A 22380-nucleotide genomic window follows, 5' to 3' on the forward strand; every position below is an offset into this window, starting at 1 on the left:
GGCGACAGGAATACAACGACGAACGGCCGCACAGTTCGCTTGGCTACCTGACGCCTAACCGCTTTGCACAACGATTTCTAACCGCAGTTTCCATCGCGGTTTCGGACTAAGTTGGGTTGCAGGTCAAATCCGCTCCAAATACCAATGCGCCGGTATTTTATGAATCCAAGGATGGACTAAGCCGCTCATCACCCTTCCAACTTCATTCTTTCTTAAGCCATTCCATCGAGCGGGATACAACATTGCATTCAATGGTCCGCGAAAGTTGTCTAAGAATTCCATATAATTTAGTTGGCGTGTCTGCGACGATGCCGAGAACATATGGCGGATGCGAACGCTTATGCGAGGAAGTTCCTACTAAAAACCCTCATTGATGGCAGAAACGCTCGTGCACCGTGCACTTAATCCAATACTTCAATCTGAAATACTTTTCGAACCGGCGGACTGATCAAAGTCGTGCCTGTTTCACACTCTGTTCGGCCGTACTCTCTCCGCAATACCGCGGAGGACTTTAGAAAGCCAGTCAAAGTTTTCGGAATTTGAAATCCATTGCATGCCGGTCGAAGTATCGATCTCTTTTAACAGAATGTGCTCAGAGTTCCTTGATAGCTCAATCAGAAGGTTCGCAGCTACAAGCTCATCGCCCTCTTGAAAATATTTTACTAGCCGCTTCGCTGAAGCTTCGGCGTATTCTTCCGGATCTTTTCTCTTAGGTGCACCAGCAGCAATTTCACGCGTATAAAATTTTTGGAGTTCATTTTTTATTAGTTCTTCTGGCAACCGGGTAGAGATAGGCTCAACGTACACCCATATAACGGCATTACCGTCCACGTCAGGAAGACGTTCGTCTTTTTCGAGAATAATGGTATTGCTTAGCGAAGTATGTTGCGACCATTTCCCGGAAGTGCCTGCCATTCGCCCAGAACGCCGGTAGTCAGGGTATCGACTTTCTATTTCGTCCGCCAACACCTCCAGAAACTCACGTATTTCAGCATCTTTATGCCCCACTGTGGTGGGTACTATCTCTTCAAACGAATTGTTTAAATCGAGAAGATGAAGGATTTGATCCAAATATATTGCCGGAGACTGAAATGGAAGTTTAGGAAAAATCAGCGTGTCGAATACCCGCTTAACTCCATTCTTCATTGGGTGGCTAAATTGCGCAGCGTACGTCAAAGACAGCAGAGCTGCCTTGTCTGGATTTGAGATGCTCATCTAAATAGAACCAGGTAATTTATAGAATCAATTTGAACGAAAATCTGGATAAACATATTCCATCTTCACGCCGTTTTCTTTTAATGCCCCCATCGCCTGAGCCGTAAAGTCCAAACTAGGTTTGTAATGGCCGCTCTGGTCGGAAATTGCAGTTATTACTCCTTCGGTCGCTTCTATTTCCCCTGCTGCAGCAACAGGCTTTCCTGCCAAAAAACTTGAATGATGAAATTCACCGACTTCTGGAAACTTCTCAACGTAGAAAGCCCCATGTTCGTCCATAACAAAAATGGCCCTTCCACCATAGGCGTCCCCTGTGTCAAATAGTTTGCCATCAGAATCATAGGCGTTACCATTCTTAAAGGTTATTTGGCGCTTCATTTTCTCAACTGACGTCAAGTACTTTACCTGCTGCCCGGGCCACACTGAATTTCCTGGAATTTCTTCAGATAGATATTTATTGTCCATTCCAGTCGTCTTGTATTGGCCTGCCGATCCGGCATCTTTCGACGTTTTCAAGGATACTTTAATATTCCCACCACTCATACCCAAGGTACCCGGCGATACCTGCACATCAATCCTTTTTGCAATGTCCCAAGTTTTGGGAGCGCCTTTTGCTCCCACAATGCCGCCCAAAAACGATCCAGCAAGCATGGACCATTTCTGTCCATCCGAACCATCGCCAAATGCTTTTCCGCCCAGAATTTCTCCGGCCTTGCCGCCTACCACGCCACCGATCAGACATCCAATCGCAATGACCGGGCCCGCAAGGGCAATCGCACTTGCTCCGCCAACGAGAAACAATGCGGCATGAATCCAACCGGGTACAAGATTCTCCGGACTGACTGGGTCGGTTTGGTAGATGCCTCCGCCGATAAACACATTTGACGACCCACTCGTAATTACGGCTCCGCATGCAATCTGATCGTCTACCCGTGCGGCATGGAGTCCGTTGATAAAAACTGTTGCGCTTCCCGTGGCGATTGGCGGATGTGGTGTGGAATGCTTAAAGCAATTCACCAAGTCGACATGTGCACGGGCCGCCTTGATTCCGTTGGTGAATACGTTTGACGAACATGCCCCAATGATGAATCCGCATACTTCCTTGGGTGCCCAGCTCATGGTGCTGAGGAGTTCGCCGAGCCCGGCACCGCCAGCAGCGGTAGCGCCGATGATCGCGGCTGCCGCCAGCCCCCCGGTTCCGGCGATTGCCACACCCAACAGTGCAATTCCCGCCCCTATCAATAGGCCACGTAGCAACCAACTCATGCTTGGGATATGCCCAATAGGGTCCCCCAGCCTTGCCGCTTGAGTCATCCCGCTTTACTCTCTTGCAAGACTATCGGAGAACTCACTCGCGTACGCTCAAGATATGCACGGATTGCGGTGATGCCGTTCAGAGGTGGAGTGCCACGCACACCTTGCACGTGATCCAGATAACGGTAGAGTGTGTCCACATCACGCGTCATACTGGGACGCAACAGGTAGCGGCCTGCTGTGCGCCAGATTTTCCCGGTATTCGGTTCAATAAATTCAGGGTGCAATGCATCGCCGGCTGCATCGAAAAATTTCCACAAGCCGTCCTCGACTTCAATGGCACTAATTGACTTGCATGCTTCATCGTCTGTGTGAAAGACATGCAGGATGCGGTCTCGCACACGGAGAGAAAATACACATGACGGCTCAACGTTCACCGACGCCGGCGACGGCGTTTCCCCAGAAATTGGTATCTCTTCTGAATTATCACCAAGGGTATCCTCAACGATCGATGCGGGGCGTCGTAACTGAACGCTGTCCAGCAGATCATTGAAAACCTTGTTCCAATGTTCGCTGAACGGCTTGGGACACGTAGCGGCGATCATGATGGCTTGCCTGGTTTCAGCGCTTACGCCAACGACCAGTGTAATGACCTGCCGCTGGTGCATGGCATTACCGCCATTGTTCCATTTGTAGGTCAGTTCAATTGCCGGCGTGTCCTCGAAACTTCGTTCAAACGTTTGCAGGAGTTCAAATGCCGGGAGCGATTCGCTCAGTTCATTAACTAGCCGTTGCGTGAAATGTTCAAGGGTTTCAAAGGACTCGACATCGGCCCGGGTTACGACGACATTGAAATCGTTTGGCCCATCATCGGCGGTGACGAACATATGGACAGTTTTGTCCTTTAATTCGACTGGAAGTTTGAATGAAGCTTCGTTGATGTGGTGTTCGGTCATATAACGGTTGATTTTCTCTGGGAGATTTAGATGTAGTTTTGCTTTATCAAAGTCCCAGGTTTTCGTATTAGTTTCCTTTTAAGACCTTTACCTCATGGACTGAATGTCGACTGAAGCATCATCGATACTCTATTGAGAGTTCAGTGGATACTTGACACACTCAACCCCCATCCCAACCTTCCCCCTGCCAGGGGGAAGGAGCGGAGGCTACAAGGGGTAAGGTATTAGGCCCTGCTCATATCATCTGGACGATAAAAAGCTCTCAAATTCATTAGCACGTCGCACCGTCATGTCGAGGTGGCATCCGTCGATAATGAGAGGCCCCAACGTGGCATTCTCGTCAGGTGCTCCGGCCCAAGCACAATCTTTATTACGATATTGCACCCAGGCACGCTGTGCCTCGCGCAGACTTTTTAGAACGTTAGGTGCTAGCGACGCAGAGTATTTTTGATAAACGCGGTTCAGACGAGCGTCCTGCCGCTCAAGTTCTTTTTGGATACAAGCTCGCATATCAACCGTTACCCCGCCAGACTTATCCATACATGATTCGTATTCTTTGGAAAATTTCAGGTCGGCCTCAGTACACTCATTTGCGTGGGCATTAATCCCTGCTGTTACCATGAATAGAGTCATGCTCAGAAGAGCGACACATCGTCGCTCGATATTTGATTGAAACTGCTTAACCGTGTTCACTACGAATCTCCATTCAACGCGTTTAGCGCATCAATGCGTTCTTTCTTATACCTGGCAATTTCTCTACTTTTCCGGACCGGAGACATTTTCTTGAGCCCGGCCACGTAGTTCGATCGACTTTCATAGATGGCATTGATGAGCGCATGATCAAATTTTGGATCAGATGTTTTCAAGCTTACTGACCTTGCTCCGGCAGCAATAATGTGCTGAGCGCCGCCATGCTGGACGGCTGTCGACCAAACCACATCCTTGACTGCATTTGAATGTTCGGAAAGTTCTAAGCCAGTTCGTTTTTTTACTGCTGCAATAACGGGTTCATAATGTGTTCGCTGAATAAATTGATGCTGCGCGTCGCCGAATTCCATCGGCGAACGAGCTGCTATCGCTTTCCATTTCCTCGTAAACTCCCCTCCAGGGACTGTGGGATCAAGCCCTTTAAATTCATCCGCCCATTTAGCACCTTCACCGGCTAGAAACTTGGCGACGGAACCTTTTCGCGACGCTAATTGATAGCTACCGTAAGACACTCCGCCTTCGTCATCCTTACCACTTGAAACCGTACCAGGCCCACGGCCACTGGTTTCATATTTGCTCGACAGTTTGCCAATCCGGTATCCACTGTTTTTTACGAACGGTTTCTCGGCTTCAAAATTCAGGATCGATGGTTTCTTTGCGCTTAACTGGGCACTTTTTTTTTGCTATCGCTTGAAACCGCATTGGCGGAGCTTCCCTGTTTGTTGTTACTTGCTGGTTGCGAAGGCGTTGCGGAATTCGTATTCAAATCAATCCGCGCAGATCCGATCACATCCACATGCACGCCTTCGATCGTAATCTTTCCATTCGCGGCCATATGAATCTTGCTTGCGCCGACTTCCAGCGTAATTCCGGTCGCTGCTTTGAGATGAATGAACTCGGTCTGAGATTCCAGTTCGACTTTCTTCTTGACCTTTGTGACGTGAAAGCCGTTGGTAACGGTGTTTGTCTGACTCGATCCGTTGATTACCGTTGCCTGGTTGTTCTGGACAGTGGTCACCATATCCTTTTGCGAATGGATATTGACGAGTTCCTGTCCTTTTTTGTCATGGATGACTATTTCGCAGTAGCCTCCACCGCCGGGTGTCGACCTGCTTTTGAAACCCATGACGTGCGCGGCTCCCGGCAAGGCGTATGGCAAAGGCTGGTTTTCGTTATACAGTCGCCCGGTGCAGACCGGCCGGTCAGGGTCGCCTTCGAGATAATCGATAATGACTTCCTGACCGATACGCGGGATAGCGACTGTTCCCCAACCCTGACCAGCCCATGGCTGTGACACGCGTATCCAGCATGAGCTGGCGTCGTCGTTACGTCCGTACCGGTCCCAGTGGAACTGGACCTTGATACGTCCATATTTGTCGGTGTGGATTTCGGTTCCCTTGGGACCGACGACCGTTGCTGTTTGCGGGCCGGGCATGGTGGGTTTGGCGTGCTGTTGCCGAGGCCGGAATGGGATCTTGCGACGAATGCAGGTAAAGCTGTTGCTGTAGACCGCCGCACCCCCGCGGTGAAAATAATTATTACATGCGGTGTAACTTACCGATAAAACGAGAAAATCCGAAGCCGTTTCATCAAGTGGATCAAACAATTCTTGTTCGGTAAGGATGAACGTACGGCCCGGCTCAAGCGACCTGCAATCCGATGCTCCCTTGAACACCTTGGCTTGCCACTCCAGAACCTCCAATCTCTGCTTTGCCTGCCGCATGCCGTCGCCGACATCCTTGTATCCAAACGCCGGAGTTCCATCGTAGACCTCCAGCATGGGAACGTCGCCTTGAATGGCATCAGTCGGTAATTCAACGTATTGCGGCGATAACGGCGCCTTGTAATTGAAGGTGTTGAGCGCGACCTTCGAGGACTGCAGTGTGCGTTGTGCCGCGATATGCATGACGGCATCCTCGTCATGCGTACGATTACCGGCGTTAAACTTTATTTTTGCATGTCGTTTGTGCGGCATGCAGCAGGTGTTGTCGGACGACTTATCGCCGATCACCATCTTGTGTCCGGACGGTCCGTGCTCAAAGAAGTAGAACAGTCCATTTTTTTCGAGAAGACGACATACAAAGTTCTGATCGCTTTCGTGATACTGAACGATGTAGCTTTCAGGCTTGTATTCTTCCTGTACCCGGAATTCGAAATCGGCGAGGCCTGGATAATCTTCACTAAAAACTGTTTTCAGAACATCGATAACACTTTTGTTCTGGAAGATGCGGGAGTTAATGCGGCGCTTCAGAAACGCAAGCCAAGGCACGATTTCGGCTTTGTAGAAAGCAAATCCGCCATCTGCCGAGGTAAACGCAAAACTGTTGATGTAACCGTTGACGTAATGCTCGCTGCCATCAGCTTGCTGAATTCCGACGCTGGCGTTCTTGCCCATCAGGCTTTTGAGTTCAAGCCCGGCATCTTTGGAAAGCAAGGTGAGTTCGAAGCTGAATAGTTCGGACAAGCCTGCATGACCCTGCAAGTCTTCAATGTACAGCGCGATGTTTGCGGGCAGCGCCGAGTAAAAGCGCAACAGCCGGGTTTCATCAGAAAACTCTTGAGACAATGCCTGCAGCATTGCAGCCGAATCATCACCTGCCTCGTCATCGTTGCTGTTGCCGGCCTTGGCCGCTTCAGGAACAAACGGCGGGGTTTTTACCGCGAAATCATTAATTGCGCTGCCGGTGAGCGGATGATCGGCGATCACGTGGGATGGGGCTTGGCTGGCAGACTTTTTGCCAAATTCTTCGGCGGCGGACGCCGCTGTGTGCAGCAACTTCGCTGTGCCCAGGGCTTTGGCTAGGTTTTTATTGAACGGTCCTACGGCCGACAAACCCTCCGTCAGAGCGTTCTGAATTTGCCCTGACTGCAAGGCCTGTACTGATTTCGTCAGCGAAGCGACGGGTTGTAGAAGCTTGTCGGCGACGGGAGCAACCAAAGAATCCGGTTCCAGAGAACCGGCCTCGTTTTCAGAATCAAACGGCTTGAACGACACGACATTCCCCTAACGATATAGCGACTTATTAAATCTTTGCTTTGTCGCTTGACGTTCATTAGGAGCTCACATACCGATAAATGGATTTCCGCCCCAAATAATTGCAACAAAAGCAATGTTGGCACAACAATAACATACTTTGCAGAAAAAGCTGTATTTTTGATAACTTTTATGTCGGCTGAGAGTCGGCTTTTTTGCGAACGGGGGCTCCCCCGTTACCCCTTATAAAAGGCAAGGAATGATATGAAAAATCGAATAAGACCTACAGGCGTCGTCATTCCACACATCCCATAATTACGGGATATCGGAACTTCAGCGTACCGCTATAGAATATAGATCGTATTTACAGAATGTCGCCAGCCACGCCAGCTGTGACGGCGTGCGCGGTATCAGCGGATTTGCTGCTTATGCGCTTCGTCAAATTACACGGCAAGCCCTATAAGAGTTACAGCCAACGACAGAGAGACAGAAATGAGTGAGCACGATCCGACGCGGGGTCTTTGGTTTTCGTTTCACGTGGACGAAGAAGAATTCATTGCGTTCGTTTCAGCCGAAGCGCTAAAAAATTGCTTCAACGCCAGCGGTGAAGGTGATCGTCATCTGCTCCGCGCATACACCGAAAACCAGTCGCGAATCGACACTGTTGCCAGACAGCGTTTTATGACCGGCGCCCCAAGACCAATCAGGCTGTCCATGAGCGATTTTCTGTGACTTCACCTGGCTGTTGGCACAAAAGACAAAACCCCTTTGATCGTGTACAGCACGGCCAGAGTGCCAAGAAAGTCACCGAGCATCATCACAAAAATACCCGATCCCACCGGGTCGCCACGCATAAACAGCCAGGTGTGGTGCAGCAACGGATTGGCGAGCGAGTACAAGACACTGAGCAGCAATAAGCCCGTCGGACTCAAGTTGACCAATGACGGTTGCAGGCCGTATCGATACTGCGCCAGCTTGTAGACCAGATAAGGTGCAAGCGCTGAGGCAATGCTGCCCGCAGCAGAGCGTACCGGATCGTCCGGAAAAAAATAAAATATGCAGGTAAGCCAGGAAGCGATCAGAATGCCGATTGCGCCTGCACCACCAAAAAGCAAGGTGCATAGCAAACGCATTCCTGCCGGCAGATAAATCCAGTTGACCCCTGGTATGAATGAGAAGTAGTGACTATTGAACAGCCATTCATTTGCGACAAACACCGAGAGAAAGAGAATGGCCGAACCGGCGACCATGGAAGCGTTAAGCAAAAGCAGAGGCATCGGGAAACAGGTGTATTACAATAAACTTTTTTGATAATCAGACAACACACGATGTTCGACTGCATATTGCCGCATGTTTTCGCTTTGAAACACTAACACGGTTTGACGATGAAAAGATCGACTCGCCCCGCTGATATTTACCTTCGCTTCCTGCAACTTGCCGAAGCGATTCGTGGCTTGCCGTCGCTGCCGCCTCTTGATCCACTCGAGGAACGCATTCTTTCCTTCATCGCCCGTGCCAGTCAGGACAACCTGCGTTTATCCGTAAGAGACATGATGGGCAACGATGAGTTCGGGTCGCCCGCCACTGTCCATAGCCGGCTTAAATCCATGCGCGAAAAAGGCTGGATCATGCTGTCCGATACCGAAGACACCCGGCGCAAGCAAATCGAGCTGACGCAGGCCGCCTTGCTGCACTTCGACAAGTTATCGAAATGCCTGGTGCAGGCAGCGAGCGGAAACAGATAGGTTTATACGTTTGCTCCTTGAAGGTATGCGCGGACAACAGGATCGCGCTGACAAGCGATGCATGGGTTTCAGTGCCGGCCGCCAAAGCACCGGCCCAGTACTGCAACCCGTCGGCGTCCACACTGCTGCTTCTGCTACTTCTGCTACTTCAATTCGTCCGGAAGCCAGCGACTGAACAAATTGGCATCGACGCCATGTGGCACGTACCACTTTTTCCTGGCGGCGTCCCAACGTGCGCCCAGGCCTTTTGCCTGGTCCTTTTCCGCAAACGGCACATTCAGAATAACCGCAGCCTTGTTGGTCGCGGATGACGATGAAGCGGATTTGCCAGTCGCGTTGGACGTTGTCTTTGCAAGCGCCGAACCACGCGCTTCCGCATTCGCGAGTGCGGTGATGACACGATAGCGTTCCGCATATTCTGCCGTCGAAAGAATCCGTGTGCTGCCATCTGCCAGCGTTTCAACGTGCCTGATGCCATCCTCCGCAGAGTAGGTGCTTACATAGGGTGGATCGAAGGGCGGTTGTGTTTGCATGAATGATCAATTGCCGAAGCATGAAATAAAAAAAGCCCGAAGAGCTTACACTCTTCGGGCGCGATTTACTGCAAGCTTGCTGGGAAATTTCAGCCATTATAAATTGGCATTATCGGAATGTCTTGCAGAATGGGCTTGGTGTTGTTGCAATCGTGACTCACGTCACGTGGCCATCTTTCAGCACGGTGTACAGATCTTTTCCACGATCTATTACTCCGCGTCCTGGAAAGTGCGTCATTTCAGTAGCAGGCGCAAATCAGGAGCGTGCAGTCCTTGCGCCCAAAGGGCAAACACGAAACCTTTAAATGATGTGTTTAAGGAACCAGAAACAAAGTCAGGCGACTCATAAAGAGCGACACTCGCGTGCACAGAAGCGGCTTAAAAATCACTTCCCATATCGTTTAATGAGGAGAAGACTATGCTGAGATCACTTTTATCGTGTTTCTCATGTGTTCCATCAAGGACTGCACAGACGACTGCTGAGATAGCATTGACGCCAGTGCAAGAGGGTAACGGTATGCCATCGCCAGCTTCAGCAATGACAGCTGAGGATAGGGCGGAAGCGGCACCACAGAGTAATGGGCCAATGGTCATTTACCCGACTGCTACACGTATGTCATATAGAGCCGCCCCTATCGATATAGACTCTCCCGTAACAAATGAACCTTCCGGGAATGGAGCATCTTCGCATATGCGTCAAGGAAGAACTCTTCGTCGGACGACGGCTGCTTATAGAGTCAGGCAACAATCAGGCGAACAATTTCAAGACAATAGGCCTTTCGCTTCCAGAAACTTTCGAGAAGGTGATCTGGTATACGGGGTTGAAAAATCATCTGGACCACTAGCGTGGGATCGCAATCACTACGTACGTCAAGTCTTCAATGCACGGCATCTGCCTTGTAAGATCAGTGATTTCCGGGTTCTATTGGAAGAACAAAACCAGCCTCTCAACAAGAGAAAAGTGCCGGAAGAAAAAAGCGGCGACTTTCTGAGCCAGGAAAAAAACTTCATCGAAACCCTAACTAAACATGACAAGTATAAAACTGCGGTCAACGGCGGCGAATTCGATAACAGTGCAGTTCGCCGCAAATCGAAAGGAGGTCTGTATTGGGCAACCAAGGAAGCTAAAAAGCATGTGCATTTTGTACTCGACGGTCTCGATATTAAATCCGTTGTAACAAAATCTTTCGCGGGAGAAAATGGCGACCATCCAATTGGCTCAAGTGAATCGCTTGGGTCAGGGGAAGTCAAGAACCGGTCAGTTACCGGTTCCGAACTGAGATGGATCTATCGCAATCGCGAAGACAGCGATGTGCAGAGATATGTGCATTTCTGGTTCGAAGGTAAGCCTTGCCGGCCGCCATGGGAAGAGTACAAGACAACCAGATTTCAAAACGGGAAGCTGGAAACAATAGAACACAATGTCGAGACGTTGTGGAGTCAGTATGTTCCAAAGGGTAAAGGTGTGATGGAAACAACCTCGATTGACTAGGGTTTGTCCAAAAAACGCAGAGCGCATTTCTAATTGTAGTAGTCACGATCTGATGTGACAGTTGCTCAGCATGGAGCTATATGATTAATCCACGTCCGTGCCGGATCGACGAATTTGACCAAATTACTTACTGCTGAGTCCTAAGCAGGTCAGGCATGAAACCCCGATAAAGGTCAATGAGGCATCGTTCAAGCTGTCGGGTAAAACCCTGCGTATCCATTAACGTTGAAGCGCGCATCCTCTCACGCATGCCGCTTCTCAACTCGCTCAGATAAGTGACATCCTGTGCCAATCCGGTAACGATACGCACATAGTCTTCTTCATCGCATGCAGACAGCTCCGGCAATCCAATCGCGTGCAGAAAAGCATGCGTCTGCCTGCTCACCACCCTGCCCTGCGGCCAGGTCACGACCGGTACACCCATCCAGAGCGCTTCGCAACTAGTCAGGCCACCAGTGAATGGAAAAGGATCAAGCGCGATATCGATATCTGCGTATTCTTTCAACAGATCGGCATGGAACGACGCTCCTCTCAGTTCAACACGCTGCGGGTCAATGCCTAGCGCGGCAAACGTCTGATGTACCGATTGCCTGAACTCCGCATCCTGGAAAGTGCGCCACTTCAGTATCAGGCGCGAATCAGGAACAGCGTGCAGCACTTGCGCCCAAAGGGCAAACACTTGGTGATTCAGCTTCGCGGTATTGTTGAACGAGCCAAACGTGATGTAGTCCTTGGTGATACTCGGTGGAGGTGCGGCTTCTGCTGGTGCAAACGGCACCGGGGTATAGCAGAAGCGACCATGCGGCAGACGGATAATCGGCTCAACGAACTGCGCTTCCGTACCGGGCGGCGCATGCCATTCGTCCAGAATGACGGCATCGATCGCAGACAGACCCGTGGTGGCAAAGTAGCCAAGCCAGCTCACCTGCACAGGCGCAGGACGATGCGCAAACACGGTGAGGCGGGAACCGCCGGTATGGCCGGACAAGTCGACGAGCACATCGATCTCGTCGGCGCAAATCTGTGCAGCCAGCGCAAGATCATCGAGCGCACGCACATCACGGAAGGTACACGACCGCCGCACCACCGCCGTGACCCAATCGTCAACCTGACCCGCGCTGTATGCGTACGCTGCGACGCGACTAGTGTCATGGGCCGACAAGATATCTTTTACAAACAAGCCAACGGTATGCTGGCACAAGTCAGCGGATACATAGCCAATGCGCAAGGGCCGGTCGTGCAGGCGACGAAGTTCGGGCCTTGGCTTGATTCCACCGGCCTGCGCAACAGCCCAATCACCCCAGGCTTGTGCTTCCGACAAGCGCATTGCATTCGTAATATCCGGATCGTACTCAACACTGAGCAATGCGTTGCGGCGAATAACCGGATGATTGCTCAGGTGCTGTAACGCGGAAGCGTACAAGCGGCGACATTCCGCATGATCGCCTTGCTGCTGCGCGATGTTGGCAAGATTAACAAGCGGTCGCAGATCACGCGGCGCCAGTGACTGGACATGCAAAAAGCATTTGCGTGCGCCGGAGAGAAAACCGAAAGCGAGTAATACAGAGCCGATATGCAAGACTGCATCGATATCATTGCCATGCTGGTCAAGTATCGCCTGGCACTGTGCAAGAAATGTATCGAACCGTGCTTCCTGTGCGGCCCGCTGTGCTGCCTGAAGCTGCGCTTGCCATGATGTCGAGGTCATTGTAGCCTTCGTTGATGCCTGTTACGAAAAGCGAAAAGCTTACCTCATTCAGCGCACAGGAACGAGCCCGCGACGTTTGAAGGCTGTAAGCGGCAAGCCAGCAGCGTCATGGGTTGGCGCGAGGTGAACTGCCCGATGCGATCCATCATGGCCTTGTACGTATTCGATAACACTGCCGGACACCGAAGGCGGATATCACTCCAGGGATGACATCTGATGAACGTGTTGTCACGCCGCCACGAACACAGTCCGTCAGAACGAATTGAGAAGCGGCGGTTTATTGCAGCGGTATATCCATATCGGATGAATTCTCTTTCTGTTATTCTCTTTTGCAACATGTACTCCGAAAAGTGCGGGACTTTCATCACCTAGCCTTGGACGCGTTCCGTTGGCACCATGACAATAGATGCAGCTCAGTGTCCTTGTTAACAAAAGCGCCACCGCATAGATCATCATAAAGAAATGACAGATCATGACGCAACCTGCCATCCACGATTACATCCATAGGCTGTACCAGAGCATCCTGCTGCGAAACGGCGATGCCGAGGGGACGACGTATTGGTCCAGGCAAGCGGAAAATGGCCTGACCTCCATGTCGATGGCCCAGTCATTCATCACGTCTACCGAAGCGCATACGCACACGTCGGTATTACGTCTTTACGATATTTTCTTCGACCGCGCACCCGATATCACAGGCTTGAAATATTGGATCGGCAAGCTGCACGGTGGCGCCTCGCTGCAAGACCTTGCATTCGCATTTGGCGCTTCTCCGGTTTTCCAGAGCAAGCATGCAAACACCTCAACCAGTGATTACGTGGAGGCGCTGTACCTCAGCTTCTTCGAGCGCGACAGTGATGCGGGCGGCAAAGCATTTTGGGTGGATCAACTCGATAGCGGCCGGATGACGCGCGCGGAAGTGGCACTGTCATTCACGGTATCCGACGAGGCCAGATCGTCGGCAAGCGCCGCAACCCGTTTTGCCGAAAGCTACCTCGCACTACGATCGTCCGGAATGGATGAGCCGACAACCGCATTGGCAAAGGCATTGGCCAAGAAGTCATTGGCGGATGCGATCGCTGAACTGCAGTCTATCAAGGGATCAGTTCAAAATGGCATTATCCAAGGCGCAACGGTGTTCCGTGACGCCAACGGCGACGGACTACCGGATGCTGGCGCCACTACTGTGACGACTGACGCAAACGGTAAATTTACCCTCGTTGGTGGCTACGGACCCATCGTTGCGACGGGCGGAAAGGACATGACGACCGGCAAGGCCAACGACACGGTGCTCATTGCGCCGGTGCCGACACTTGGCGCATCAGCGGAAACGATGATCACGCCGATGACCACGATGGTAAATGCGATGGCAGGTCAGGGCCTGAGCATCGCCGAAGCGGCGATAAAAGTGAAGACTGCACTTGGCCTCGACCTCAACCTGAACCTCCTGACATTCAACCATACCGCGGTCGCAACAGCATCCGGCTCCTCTACAGTCGATGTAAAGAACGCGGTCGCCATGAAGGGGGCTGTCACACAGCTTGCGGTAATCATGGATATCACTGCCGGCTTGATCAAAGGGGCTGCCGGAAGCGCCATTCCGGACACCTCTGCGATCACAGTCCGTGTTGCGCATGCACTCGCCGACAAGATCATCAGCGCGACCGCCAGCGCCTCTTCCTCGCAACATACGCCACTCATGGCGCTTGAGTCGCAGGACCTCATCAAGGCGCTAATCGGCATGACGGCGGCCAAGGCCGGCGTTGTCGATGCTACGACGATGGATAAGATTACTAGCCTTGCGGCGGATGCGGCTCTTATTATCAGTGCACTCAATACCACGGTGAAGGCTGCCGTTTCCGCTGCCATCAACGCGTCAACGTTCAACACGGCCATAGCCATCGACGCATTTTCGGTCATTGCAAGGGTAGACGCGGTCGCCAATGGCATGATTGAAAACGCAATCACCGCCGAAGCAGCCAATGGCAGTTTAAGCAATGCGGCAAGCAGCTTCACGGGCAGCAGACTAGCCACCCTGATCAAGTCCACGGAAATTGGAAATATCGCGCAGGGCGTGAGCAGCACATCGGGAGGGACGGTGATGGACCAGGCTATATTGGGACTCATTCCGCCAGTCATCATCGCCGATCCAGTGGAGGAAGCACCTTGGACTCCGGTCTTTACCGTGGCGGAACATGGCACAACCCATGTCGTGAGCTTCGGCGGCGATGCGACCGGTGATATCGTTATCTCTATCGCCGGTGGGACAGCTACGTTTTCCCGCGGAGGAATCACTGCCAGCACCGGAGTTGCCAGCATTGCCACAAAAACCATTGCGCTGACAGCCGGCCAAACGCTCGCGGTCGCCTCTGCCAATGTCACTGCGCTCAACGGTGTGACGTTCACAGGGGCGGGTACGCTGAAAGCGATAGAGGCACTGTCAGTCGCTCAATATGTCGGCATGAACTTTTTAGCGTGGACAGGTACGACAGCTTACAGTCTCAACGATACGGTTGCCGGCATTACCGGCGCTGCTCCCTCCGTTGTCAACGGTGCCGCGGATATCGCCGCCACCGGGACAGCAACCGTTGCTCAGGCTACCGCGATTGAAGCAGCAACCAATACCGGCACAACCAGCATTGCCGCCCTGACCGACACGGCTGCTGCCATTTCCGGCAGCAGCAATGCGGTATTGAATCTGGTTACCGGCGCTGTCACGGCGAGCGATAATGTCGCTGTCGCAGACGTTGCTGCACTGCAGGTCTTCACCAAGGCCGTCGTGTACAACATCAGGGATACGGTTGCCAACATCACCGGCGCACCCGCCTCCGCTCTTAACAGCGCGGTAAATATCTCAGCCACCGGGACGGCAACGGTCGCTCAAGCCACAATCATTGAAGCGGCAACCAACACGGGCACGACCAGCATTGCTGCCCTGACCGACACGGCGATAGTCGTCGCCGCAAGCTCCAACGCCGTACTGAACCAGGTCACCGGCATTGTCAGGGCGACGGGGGTGGCAACGATAGCCCAAGCCACCACGATCGAGGGCTTTACCAAGGCTGTAACCCTATTTACCCTGACTGACACGGCCGCTGCCATCGCTGGCAGCAGCAACGCTGTTCTGAACCAGGTCACCCTCACTGTTACAGCGACAGGGGTCGCAACGGTGGCCCAGGCCACCACGATTGAAGGCTTTACCAAGACCGTGACTGTTTCATCGCTGACCGATACGGCGACTGCCATTGCTGGGAGCAACAATGCGGTGCTGGACCAGGTTGCCGGCACGGTCACGGCAACGGGGACGGCAACGGTGGCGGAAGCCACCACGATAGAGGGCTTTACCAAGGCCGTGACCGTTTCCGCCCTGACTGATACGGCGGCTGCCATCGCTGGCAGCAGCAATGCCGTACTGAGCCAGGTCACTGGTACCGTCACTGCGACCGGCGACGCCACAGTTGCGCAAGCCGCCACGCTGCAGGGTTTTACCAAGGCCGTGGTGTACCACATCAGCGAAACGGCAAGCACAGTTGCAGCCGCCACCGCGACCGTACTGAACGATGCAGTGAACATTACCGCAACCGGACCTGCAACGGCCGCTCAAGCCAGCACGATATTTGCAGCCACGAATTCGGGAACAACGACAGTGGATCTGGAAACCGCATACGTCTCAGGCGGCATGCTTTCCGGCTTCCGCGTCGGGGACGTGCTCGATATCGATGGTAACGACGCCATGACAGATCTTCTGGCGCCGCAGGCGAGTTCCGCAGCGCTTGGCGATGGCAACTGGCACTTCAACGCCGGAACGCTGACCTGGTGGGACGCCGAGGCCAATGCGGGAACGGGCGACTACGAGTCGATTGTATTGACAGGAGTTGCATCGGTGACCGTCGCTGGCGATGTAGTGACTGTTACCGGGTTGCTGTGAGTCGAGCGAACAAGCTCACCCTGTTGCAAGAACCACCGTACCTCGCTCAGTGCTCAGAAGTAAAAAAGCCGGAGAGCATGTACTCTCCGGCCTTAGAAACCTTCAGAAAACTTTTTTGGCTATTCAGGGTTATTGCAGATTAAACGCCCCCGACCCGCCGACGGAATCTCTCACGACACTGCCGGCCATCACACCATTTGAAACGCTACCGTTCCCGGTATAGCCAACACCATTCAGTGTCATAGTCCATTTCACTGTGCTGCCAGACAAGGTGCCACTGACAGAACCGGTTCGGGAGCCGGTGCTTGTCACCTGACAGGACGGGGTCGAATAGGACTGAACGCCGTTAGCAGTCACGGAACCTGAGAACGTGCTTCCACTTTGGCTCAGAGAAAACGTTAAAGGTCCGCCGTTGTTCAACGTCAGGTTTGAACATTGTGTGGCCGCGCCTGTCCAGTTCCATGTGCCTGTCCAGGTCTTTGCAAGATTGATTGGTGCTGTAGTCCCCTGGCTTATGCATATGCCGTTTTGCAGCACATTCGGCGCAATGCACTTAACGGTCGGTGGTGTCATGCCTGAATCACAACGCCAGGGAACCGTGACCAACGCATAGGGGTTAGGTGGAAGGCATACCAGCTTTGCTGCGCCGATATTCTGCGCGTTGGCATTCGCCACATAGTTGTTGGCTGCCTGCTGGATGTAATCGTTACTCATGAACGGCTGCACGGCGGCCAACATGGCAGCGGCATCGGCAATCGCCTGGTTGTAATTGGCAATGACCTTTTCAGCTTTGTACTGAGCAAGCGTGCCGAGATATACACCATAACCAGTCGACTTCGACGTCGCGAAATCATTCGACTTCTGCGCGATGTTGGATGGCCTGGTTATCCTGATATCAAAGCCCAACTTGGTGTTGATATTATCAAATGAAACCGTGATGTTGATCGAGGTGAGACCACCACTTGCTACACTCGCGTTCACGACCGCAGCTTCCGTATAGGGCGTGATATTGGCTTTGACCGCACCCGTTGCGTTGGCGATTGCGGTACGCATCGGTGAAGAAACAGATGCGATCGCCGATGTTGCCGGGTCCTTATACGTTCCTCCTGATACTTCGACCAGGACCGGTCCGGTATATGCGCCGAGGTTCAGTGTGTACTGGCCGTTAAAGTCGACTTTCGCACTGGTGATAAACGCATCCTTTACGCCATTGGCGACGCGGTAGGCGGATACCGTACCGTCTGACACAACATTGCCCATGGAGACCGCGCCGGAAACAATGGTTGCGCTTGCTGCCCGTTTGTCTGCCATCAGCTCGTCAATTGCTGTCTCCGCCGCAGTCGTGTCCGTGGCAGTCACAGCGCCCGAAATCGCCTTGCCGATGGTGATCGCATCGGACGCCGAGTTGTAAGTTACTCCCTGGCTGACGGTATGCTCATACGCGACTGCAATTCGATTGGTGAGCAGGTCATAGACCCAGCCGTACGTCGCATCGCCCTTAAACGTATGCGCAGACGCCAGCATCGACTTCACCAGCGTGCCGCGAGTGGCAGCGCCGGTATTAAGCCGATCGACCCAATATGCGAGACCTTCCGCATCCGGCGTTGACCGGGCGAGCACATTCTTATAGATCGTTCGTACAAAATCATCGTTGGTTGCATTGGGCAGATAGCCCGTCAGCGACGCATTGGCGACCGCAGCGCTATAGAAAATCTTGCCCATGTCCTCAAGGCTCATCCCCGCTTTCATCTGGTCGATCCAGTAGCTCAAGCCTTCGGCATCCGGTACCCGGTTCATGTAAGCGATATACAGCTCAATGAGGGAAGCCAGATCTGTGGACGATACTGTCGCGGACTTGTTAATGAGTTCCAGGTCGATGGAAATATCGGCAAATTTAAGAACTTTAATTTCACCGGCAGCAAAAGTGCGGGTGCCATCAGAACCGATATTGTCGGTCACTGTATAGCCTGTGGCAGTTCTTGAGACGGTGTAATTTCCCCGCACCCCCGAGAACGTGGCAATGGTGTCCGTAACCGTTACCAGCCGGAGCGGTTTTGCTAATAACACTTCGTCAGCCGGAGCGGACTGGGAAGTAGAGTGAAAAGCGGATTGGGAGGCGGACTGAGAGGTCGACTGAGTAGAGGACTCAGCAGCGGTATTGATATCAGCCCCGCCGCCGCAGCCGAGCAATATGGCCGATGCGATGACACCGATGACGCGGGTTTTTTTCATTTGGTGGTCTCCTCCTAAGGGTAAAACGTGATCTGGTAACAGGGCGACCTGCGGCACCAGCGTTAGGCAACGGCCTGGTATTCAATACCATTCTGGATCGAGCCGATGACCTTGACCTGGTTCTCCGTACTTTCGCTAAAGCCGATCAGGACCTGCTCCCTTGTCCATGATTTCGCTTCCAGAACGCCCTTCCAGGTCGCGTAACCGCCGGGGTCCGGCAGACGGTCCAGCACGTTCTGATACAGCAGCTCGACAAATCTGTCGTCGCTCACGGTGGTCCCGTAGAGGGTCTTGAACTCATCCGATCGCTGGAAGTACGACGACACTTCGGTAAGGCTCATGCCTTTGTCCATCAAATCAATCCACGTACCGAGACCGCCAAGATCCGGCTTGCGGTCGAACGCTGCCTGGTAGAGGCGATACGCTTGTCCGGCACTGCCCGCGATATCGAGCGCGATGGTCTTGTCCGCAAACTTCAGACGCTCGATGTCGTACAGGGTACCTGTGCCTTCCTTGCCGCTTTTATCGATGACCTTAAGCGCGGCACCTTCGCTGGTGACGGTGTAGCCGCTTTGTGCGCCAGTGAACACGGCAATGTCAGCCTTGGCACCGCCATACGCACGGTAGGTGCCGCCCAGCTCGGCAAATATATCCGCGCCCGCACCGCCGACAAGCACATCGTTCTGGCGGAAGCTGCCGTCAGCATTGTGCAATGCCTTGACGGTAATGCCGGGTGCCGACATCTCGAGCCAGTAGTCCCTCAGCAACTGCTCGGTTGGCTTCCCAAGATAATCGCCACCTGCACGCCCAAACGTTTCCGTGTAGTGGGCCCACAAGGGATGCGTCGGATAGGGAGACCATTCGTTATGCTCATTCCAGGTGCTAACTCCCGCAACCCAGGACTCATTGCGATAGATATCCAGAAACGCCTTGTAGTAGTTGTACTGCTCCTGAAAATCCACCGTCTCGCCGGGCTGCAAGGCAAACTGCGCCGGCATCGACGATGCGCCCGCCACGGAACGTATGCCAAATTCGGCAAACAGTACCGGCTTGCCGAATTTGGCGCTTAACGCCTTCAACACCGCCGGGATGTCAACCTTGAAGCCGTTGTCCCTGATATTGACGCTGTTCGCATGGAAATCCTGCACTGCTGTCTCGTAACTGGTCGAACCACCGTTCCCCACTGGGTTGTAAGCGTCCACGCCGATGAAATCGAGCGCATCCCAGAAGGGAATGTCATCCGGTCCATGCGCATAGTCGCGTGAAACGATGTTGTTCTCCGCGTAGGTCAACGGCCCCTTGTAATCCTTGCGTATGGTGGCAATGATGTCGCGCCAGGCTGCTTCATATTTGGCCGCATAGGCTCCGTTCTCGGTGCTCATAATGACCATGTCGGCGCCATAGGCTTGCGCCGCCGGGGCCCACTGCGCCCAGAATGTCTTGACCCCGGCCAGAAAATTAGCAACGTTAAAGTTGGCCGGCGTGGAAAACTCATTCACGTTATCGGGCTGTAATCGGTCCAGGTTGAACTGCGGCTTCCAGATGACTTTCAATCCCACTTCATGCGCGGCGGCAGTAAAGGCACCAAAGTAATCCGGGCTTTTTGCTTCAGCGTTGTACGCGTTACCGGGCGTGAAGGCTGCCTTGATCTCGCCAGTCACCGGATCAACCGGCACCGGCGAAAAGAGCGTGATGGTGTTCAGCCCGGCTGCCTTGTTGGCGGCAAGGTAAGCCTTGAAGTCGGCAAGGCGGTCCGCAGTCGCCGCACCCGGGCTCTGCAGGACGAAGGTCGTTGATTTCCAGTCGAAGCCCATGGTTTCCCCCTGATATAGACGTCAAGACATTTTGACGTGATCAATGCCTTCTTTCGATGAAGGTCTGTTTGATATTGGATTGGCACGCATGCAAACGGACGCTGGGCCGGTGCGCATGCAGGCACGTTTTTATTCGGTGGCTATTCGCCGACTTCCGTGTTGGTAGGTGTTAGCTGGTTTACAAGTTGCACTCGGAATTGAGCCGGGGATTATTTTAATGGAAGTATCGGGTTGGCAACAGACTTTCGGTTTCAATCTTGCAGCATTGATTTGCCGGAAAGCCATGCCATCCCGATAAGACAGGACAAGAGGATTTCACGTCGCATCCCAGAAAACCAAGTCCGCAAAACCGGGAGTTAGGTCTTGCAATCACTCACCTTCGCTGGCATGCCGTACAAATTTTGCTGGCGACATCCCAACCGTCGTCTCGCAAGAACACCAGATTCACTCGACTGTGTCGCTCACCATGCCTGCACGTACGGGGTTCAGGACGACGTAACGGACAAGCTCCAGCTACAAGACTTGACTTCATTCTTTGCACGCGGTCACGCCTACAGATAGGTCCGGCACCTAAAAATACCTTTGCGATGAATCAAATCTCTGTAACCGCCTAGCGGTACATTGGTACAAACATTTCATACCGGAGACAGCGATGAACCATCAGCCTGGGCACGCCGAAGTGATCGGATATCACGTCTTCGCTGCACTTGTCCTAATGTGTATCTACGGATATGCAGCTGTGCTGTATTTCGTCGACCTGGTCATGCTTCGACCGACGCAGAAGACTCTCTCGCCTCGGTCGGTCACGCTTGAAACTGTTCAGCCATGCAGTCCGCCAGAGGCTACCCCATCACATTAAACTCCATGGCATGCATGTTTGCCGTCCGTTTTCGGCACGCAGTGCGGGCGAATCGCATGGCGCATTTTCCAGCGTACGGCCATGTAAGCTTCTCGACAAAGCTACTGTCGTACAAACGCCATGCAGCAACCGCCTAAAAAAAGCCGAAGAGCTTTGACTCTCCGGCTGTAAATATCTTCCTGGACGACGCAGGATGCGCGTGCAACCTCTGCATTGCTGTAATTTTGTAGGACTCTATCTACATAAAAGGCCTGACTCTCGTGTGACCTTTCACGTAAAGATGTGACGTATACATTTGGCCAGGACTAACGGCTAATTGGGAGGTAGGTACGTTAATGCAAGACTTGACCCCATTCTTCGCAAGCCGCAAGACGATGGATGTGGTGGCACTTAACAGGACAGGAATCCATCTCATCGCATTGGAGCATCTTGCGGTTTCAACCATCTCGCAACATCTGTACGACGACACCAGCACAATCGATTATGACGGCAATTTTCCCTGCGCTTCTTCAAGGAGCCGGATCGTCTCGGCGATATGCGGGTTCGCAGGTTGCTTTTGCTGTGCCAACCGCGCGAGGTCCAATGGCGTTCGGCCGTCGCTGTCACGGAGGTCAATCCGTGCGCCATGCCTAAGCAGGATCGCGACTTTCTCTGCAGGGTCCCCCATGGAGGTGCCATGCAATGCAGTCCATCCCTTGGTGTCCTGGTCGCGTGCATTGATATCGACGCCTCTGTCGATGAATAACGCGAACATCTCTTCGACATGCCTGGGATTCTCCATCGCCAGAGGGAAGCGGAGCCCGGCCTCCTGATTGAGTTGACGCACCTGATCTTCCGTCAACGACGCATGGCGGAGCACTTTCTCGCACGTCCATGCGCGCCATGATGCTTCGACCTCCATGCAGGCAAGCAGTGAGACCGGATTTTCGTTCATCGTTGAACGAACAACCGCCGCGTAAAGCGCG

The 22380-nt window shown here is 53.0% G+C and carries 17 protein-coding genes; 5 read left to right on the forward strand and 12 right to left on the reverse strand.

Going from position 1 to position 22380, the window contains the following annotated elements; translation table 11 throughout:
- The coding region (locus ACFQUU_RS19380) for an integrase core domain-containing protein (protein ID WP_382243339.1) at positions 1–110 on the forward strand (110 nt) is incomplete at its 5' end.
- A gap of 355 nt (positions 111–465) precedes the next feature.
- Here ACFQUU_RS19380 and ACFQUU_RS19385 read toward each other — a convergent pair.
- From ACFQUU_RS19385 to ACFQUU_RS19410, 6 genes are all read right to left on the reverse strand, one after another.
- Positions 466–1215: a hypothetical protein gene (locus tag ACFQUU_RS19385; protein ID WP_382249764.1), complete on the reverse strand. Its 750-nt coding sequence runs from the start codon at positions 1213–1215 to the stop codon at positions 466–468.
- A 27-nt stretch (positions 1216–1242) separates the two neighbouring features.
- Positions 1243–2529: a PAAR domain-containing protein gene (locus ACFQUU_RS19390; protein WP_382249765.1), complete on the reverse strand. Its 1287-nt coding sequence runs from the start codon at positions 2527–2529 to the stop codon at positions 1243–1245.
- Entirely contained in the window at positions 2526–3425 is a 900-nt protein-coding gene (locus tag ACFQUU_RS19395; RefSeq protein ID WP_382249766.1) for a DcrB-related protein, read from the reverse strand. The genes ACFQUU_RS19390 and ACFQUU_RS19395 overlap by 4 nt, the downstream gene beginning before the upstream one ends.
- Positions 3426–3665: 240 nt before the next feature.
- Complete coding sequence (locus tag ACFQUU_RS19400; protein WP_382249767.1) at positions 3666–4118, reverse strand: lysozyme inhibitor LprI family protein; 453 nt, start codon at positions 4116–4118, stop codon at positions 3666–3668.
- Complete coding sequence (locus tag ACFQUU_RS19405) at positions 4118–4777, reverse strand: hypothetical protein (protein ID WP_382249880.1); 660 nt, start codon at positions 4775–4777, stop codon at positions 4118–4120. Before ACFQUU_RS19405 ends, ACFQUU_RS19400 begins: the two co-directional genes overlap by 1 nt.
- Before the next feature lie 17 nt (positions 4778–4794).
- Positions 4795–7128, reverse strand: a complete 2334-nt coding sequence (locus tag ACFQUU_RS19410; RefSeq protein WP_382249768.1) for a type VI secretion system Vgr family protein — start codon at positions 7126–7128, stop codon at positions 4795–4797.
- Positions 7129–7599: 471 nt separating this feature from the next.
- Between ACFQUU_RS19410 and ACFQUU_RS19415 the strand changes: the two genes are divergently transcribed.
- Complete coding sequence (locus ACFQUU_RS19415; RefSeq protein ID WP_382249769.1) at positions 7600–7839, forward strand: DUF1488 family protein; 240 nt, start codon at positions 7600–7602, stop codon at positions 7837–7839.
- A 2-nt stretch (positions 7840–7841) separates the two neighbouring features.
- Here ACFQUU_RS19415 and ACFQUU_RS19420 read toward each other — a convergent pair whose 3' ends face one another.
- Positions 7842–8384 carry a hypothetical protein gene (locus ACFQUU_RS19420; protein ID WP_382249770.1) on the reverse strand — a complete coding sequence of 181 codons (543 nt, stop codon included), beginning with the start codon at positions 8382–8384 and terminating at the stop codon, positions 7842–7844.
- A 108-nt stretch (positions 8385–8492) separates the two neighbouring features.
- Here ACFQUU_RS19420 and ACFQUU_RS19425 point away from each other — a divergent pair, with 108 nt between their 5' ends.
- Complete coding sequence (locus ACFQUU_RS19425) at positions 8493–8852, forward strand: winged helix-turn-helix domain-containing protein (RefSeq protein ID WP_382249771.1); 360 nt, start codon at positions 8493–8495, stop codon at positions 8850–8852.
- A 143-nt stretch (positions 8853–8995) separates the two neighbouring features.
- Here the strand turns inward: ACFQUU_RS19425 and ACFQUU_RS19430 are convergent, their stop codons facing one another.
- Entirely contained in the window at positions 8996–9385 is a 390-nt protein-coding gene (locus ACFQUU_RS19430; RefSeq protein WP_382249772.1) for a DUF5710 domain-containing protein, read from the reverse strand.
- 691 nt (positions 9386–10076) lie between these two features.
- Between ACFQUU_RS19430 and ACFQUU_RS19435 the strand changes: the two genes are divergently transcribed.
- Positions 10077–10877 (forward strand): hypothetical protein, encoded by an 801-nt coding sequence (locus ACFQUU_RS19435; protein ID WP_382249773.1) that lies wholly within the window; start codon positions 10077–10079, stop codon positions 10875–10877.
- A 127-nt stretch (positions 10878–11004) separates the two neighbouring features.
- On the opposite strand, the gene ACFQUU_RS19440 is transcribed toward ACFQUU_RS19435, so the two are convergent.
- Positions 11005–12585, reverse strand: a complete 1581-nt coding sequence (locus tag ACFQUU_RS19440; protein WP_382249774.1) for a glycosyltransferase — start codon at positions 12583–12585, stop codon at positions 11005–11007.
- A 472-nt stretch (positions 12586–13057) separates the two neighbouring features.
- Between ACFQUU_RS19440 and ACFQUU_RS19445 the strand changes: the two genes are divergently transcribed.
- Complete coding sequence (locus tag ACFQUU_RS19445; protein ID WP_382249775.1) at positions 13058–16510, forward strand: DUF4214 domain-containing protein; 3453 nt, start codon at positions 13058–13060, stop codon at positions 16508–16510.
- A gap of 129 nt (positions 16511–16639) precedes the next feature.
- On the opposite strand, the gene ACFQUU_RS19450 is transcribed toward ACFQUU_RS19445, so the two are convergent.
- The 3 genes from ACFQUU_RS19450 to ACFQUU_RS19460 all read right to left on the reverse strand — a co-directional run bounded on the left by ACFQUU_RS19450 (position 16640) and on the right by ACFQUU_RS19460 (position 22349).
- Positions 16640–18799, reverse strand: coding sequence for a DUF4214 domain-containing protein (locus tag ACFQUU_RS19450; RefSeq protein WP_382249776.1), 2160 nt, complete (start codon positions 18797–18799; stop codon positions 16640–16642).
- A 5-nt stretch (positions 18800–18804) separates the two neighbouring features.
- The gene (locus ACFQUU_RS19455) at positions 18805–20556 is read right to left on the reverse strand and encodes a DUF4214 domain-containing protein (protein ID WP_382249777.1); all 1752 of its coding nucleotides are present in this window, start codon (positions 20554–20556) and stop codon (positions 18805–18807) included.
- A gap of 1340 nt (positions 20557–21896) precedes the next feature.
- Positions 21897–22349 (reverse strand): ankyrin repeat domain-containing protein, encoded by a 453-nt coding sequence (locus ACFQUU_RS19460; RefSeq protein ID WP_382249778.1) that lies wholly within the window; start codon positions 22347–22349, stop codon positions 21897–21899.
- Positions 22350–22380: the final 31 nt, after the last annotated feature.

It is taken from the genome of Herbaspirillum sp. GCM10030257, from assembly GCF_042666555.1.
GTDB lineage: Bacteria > Pseudomonadota > Gammaproteobacteria > Burkholderiales > Burkholderiaceae_D > Noviherbaspirillum.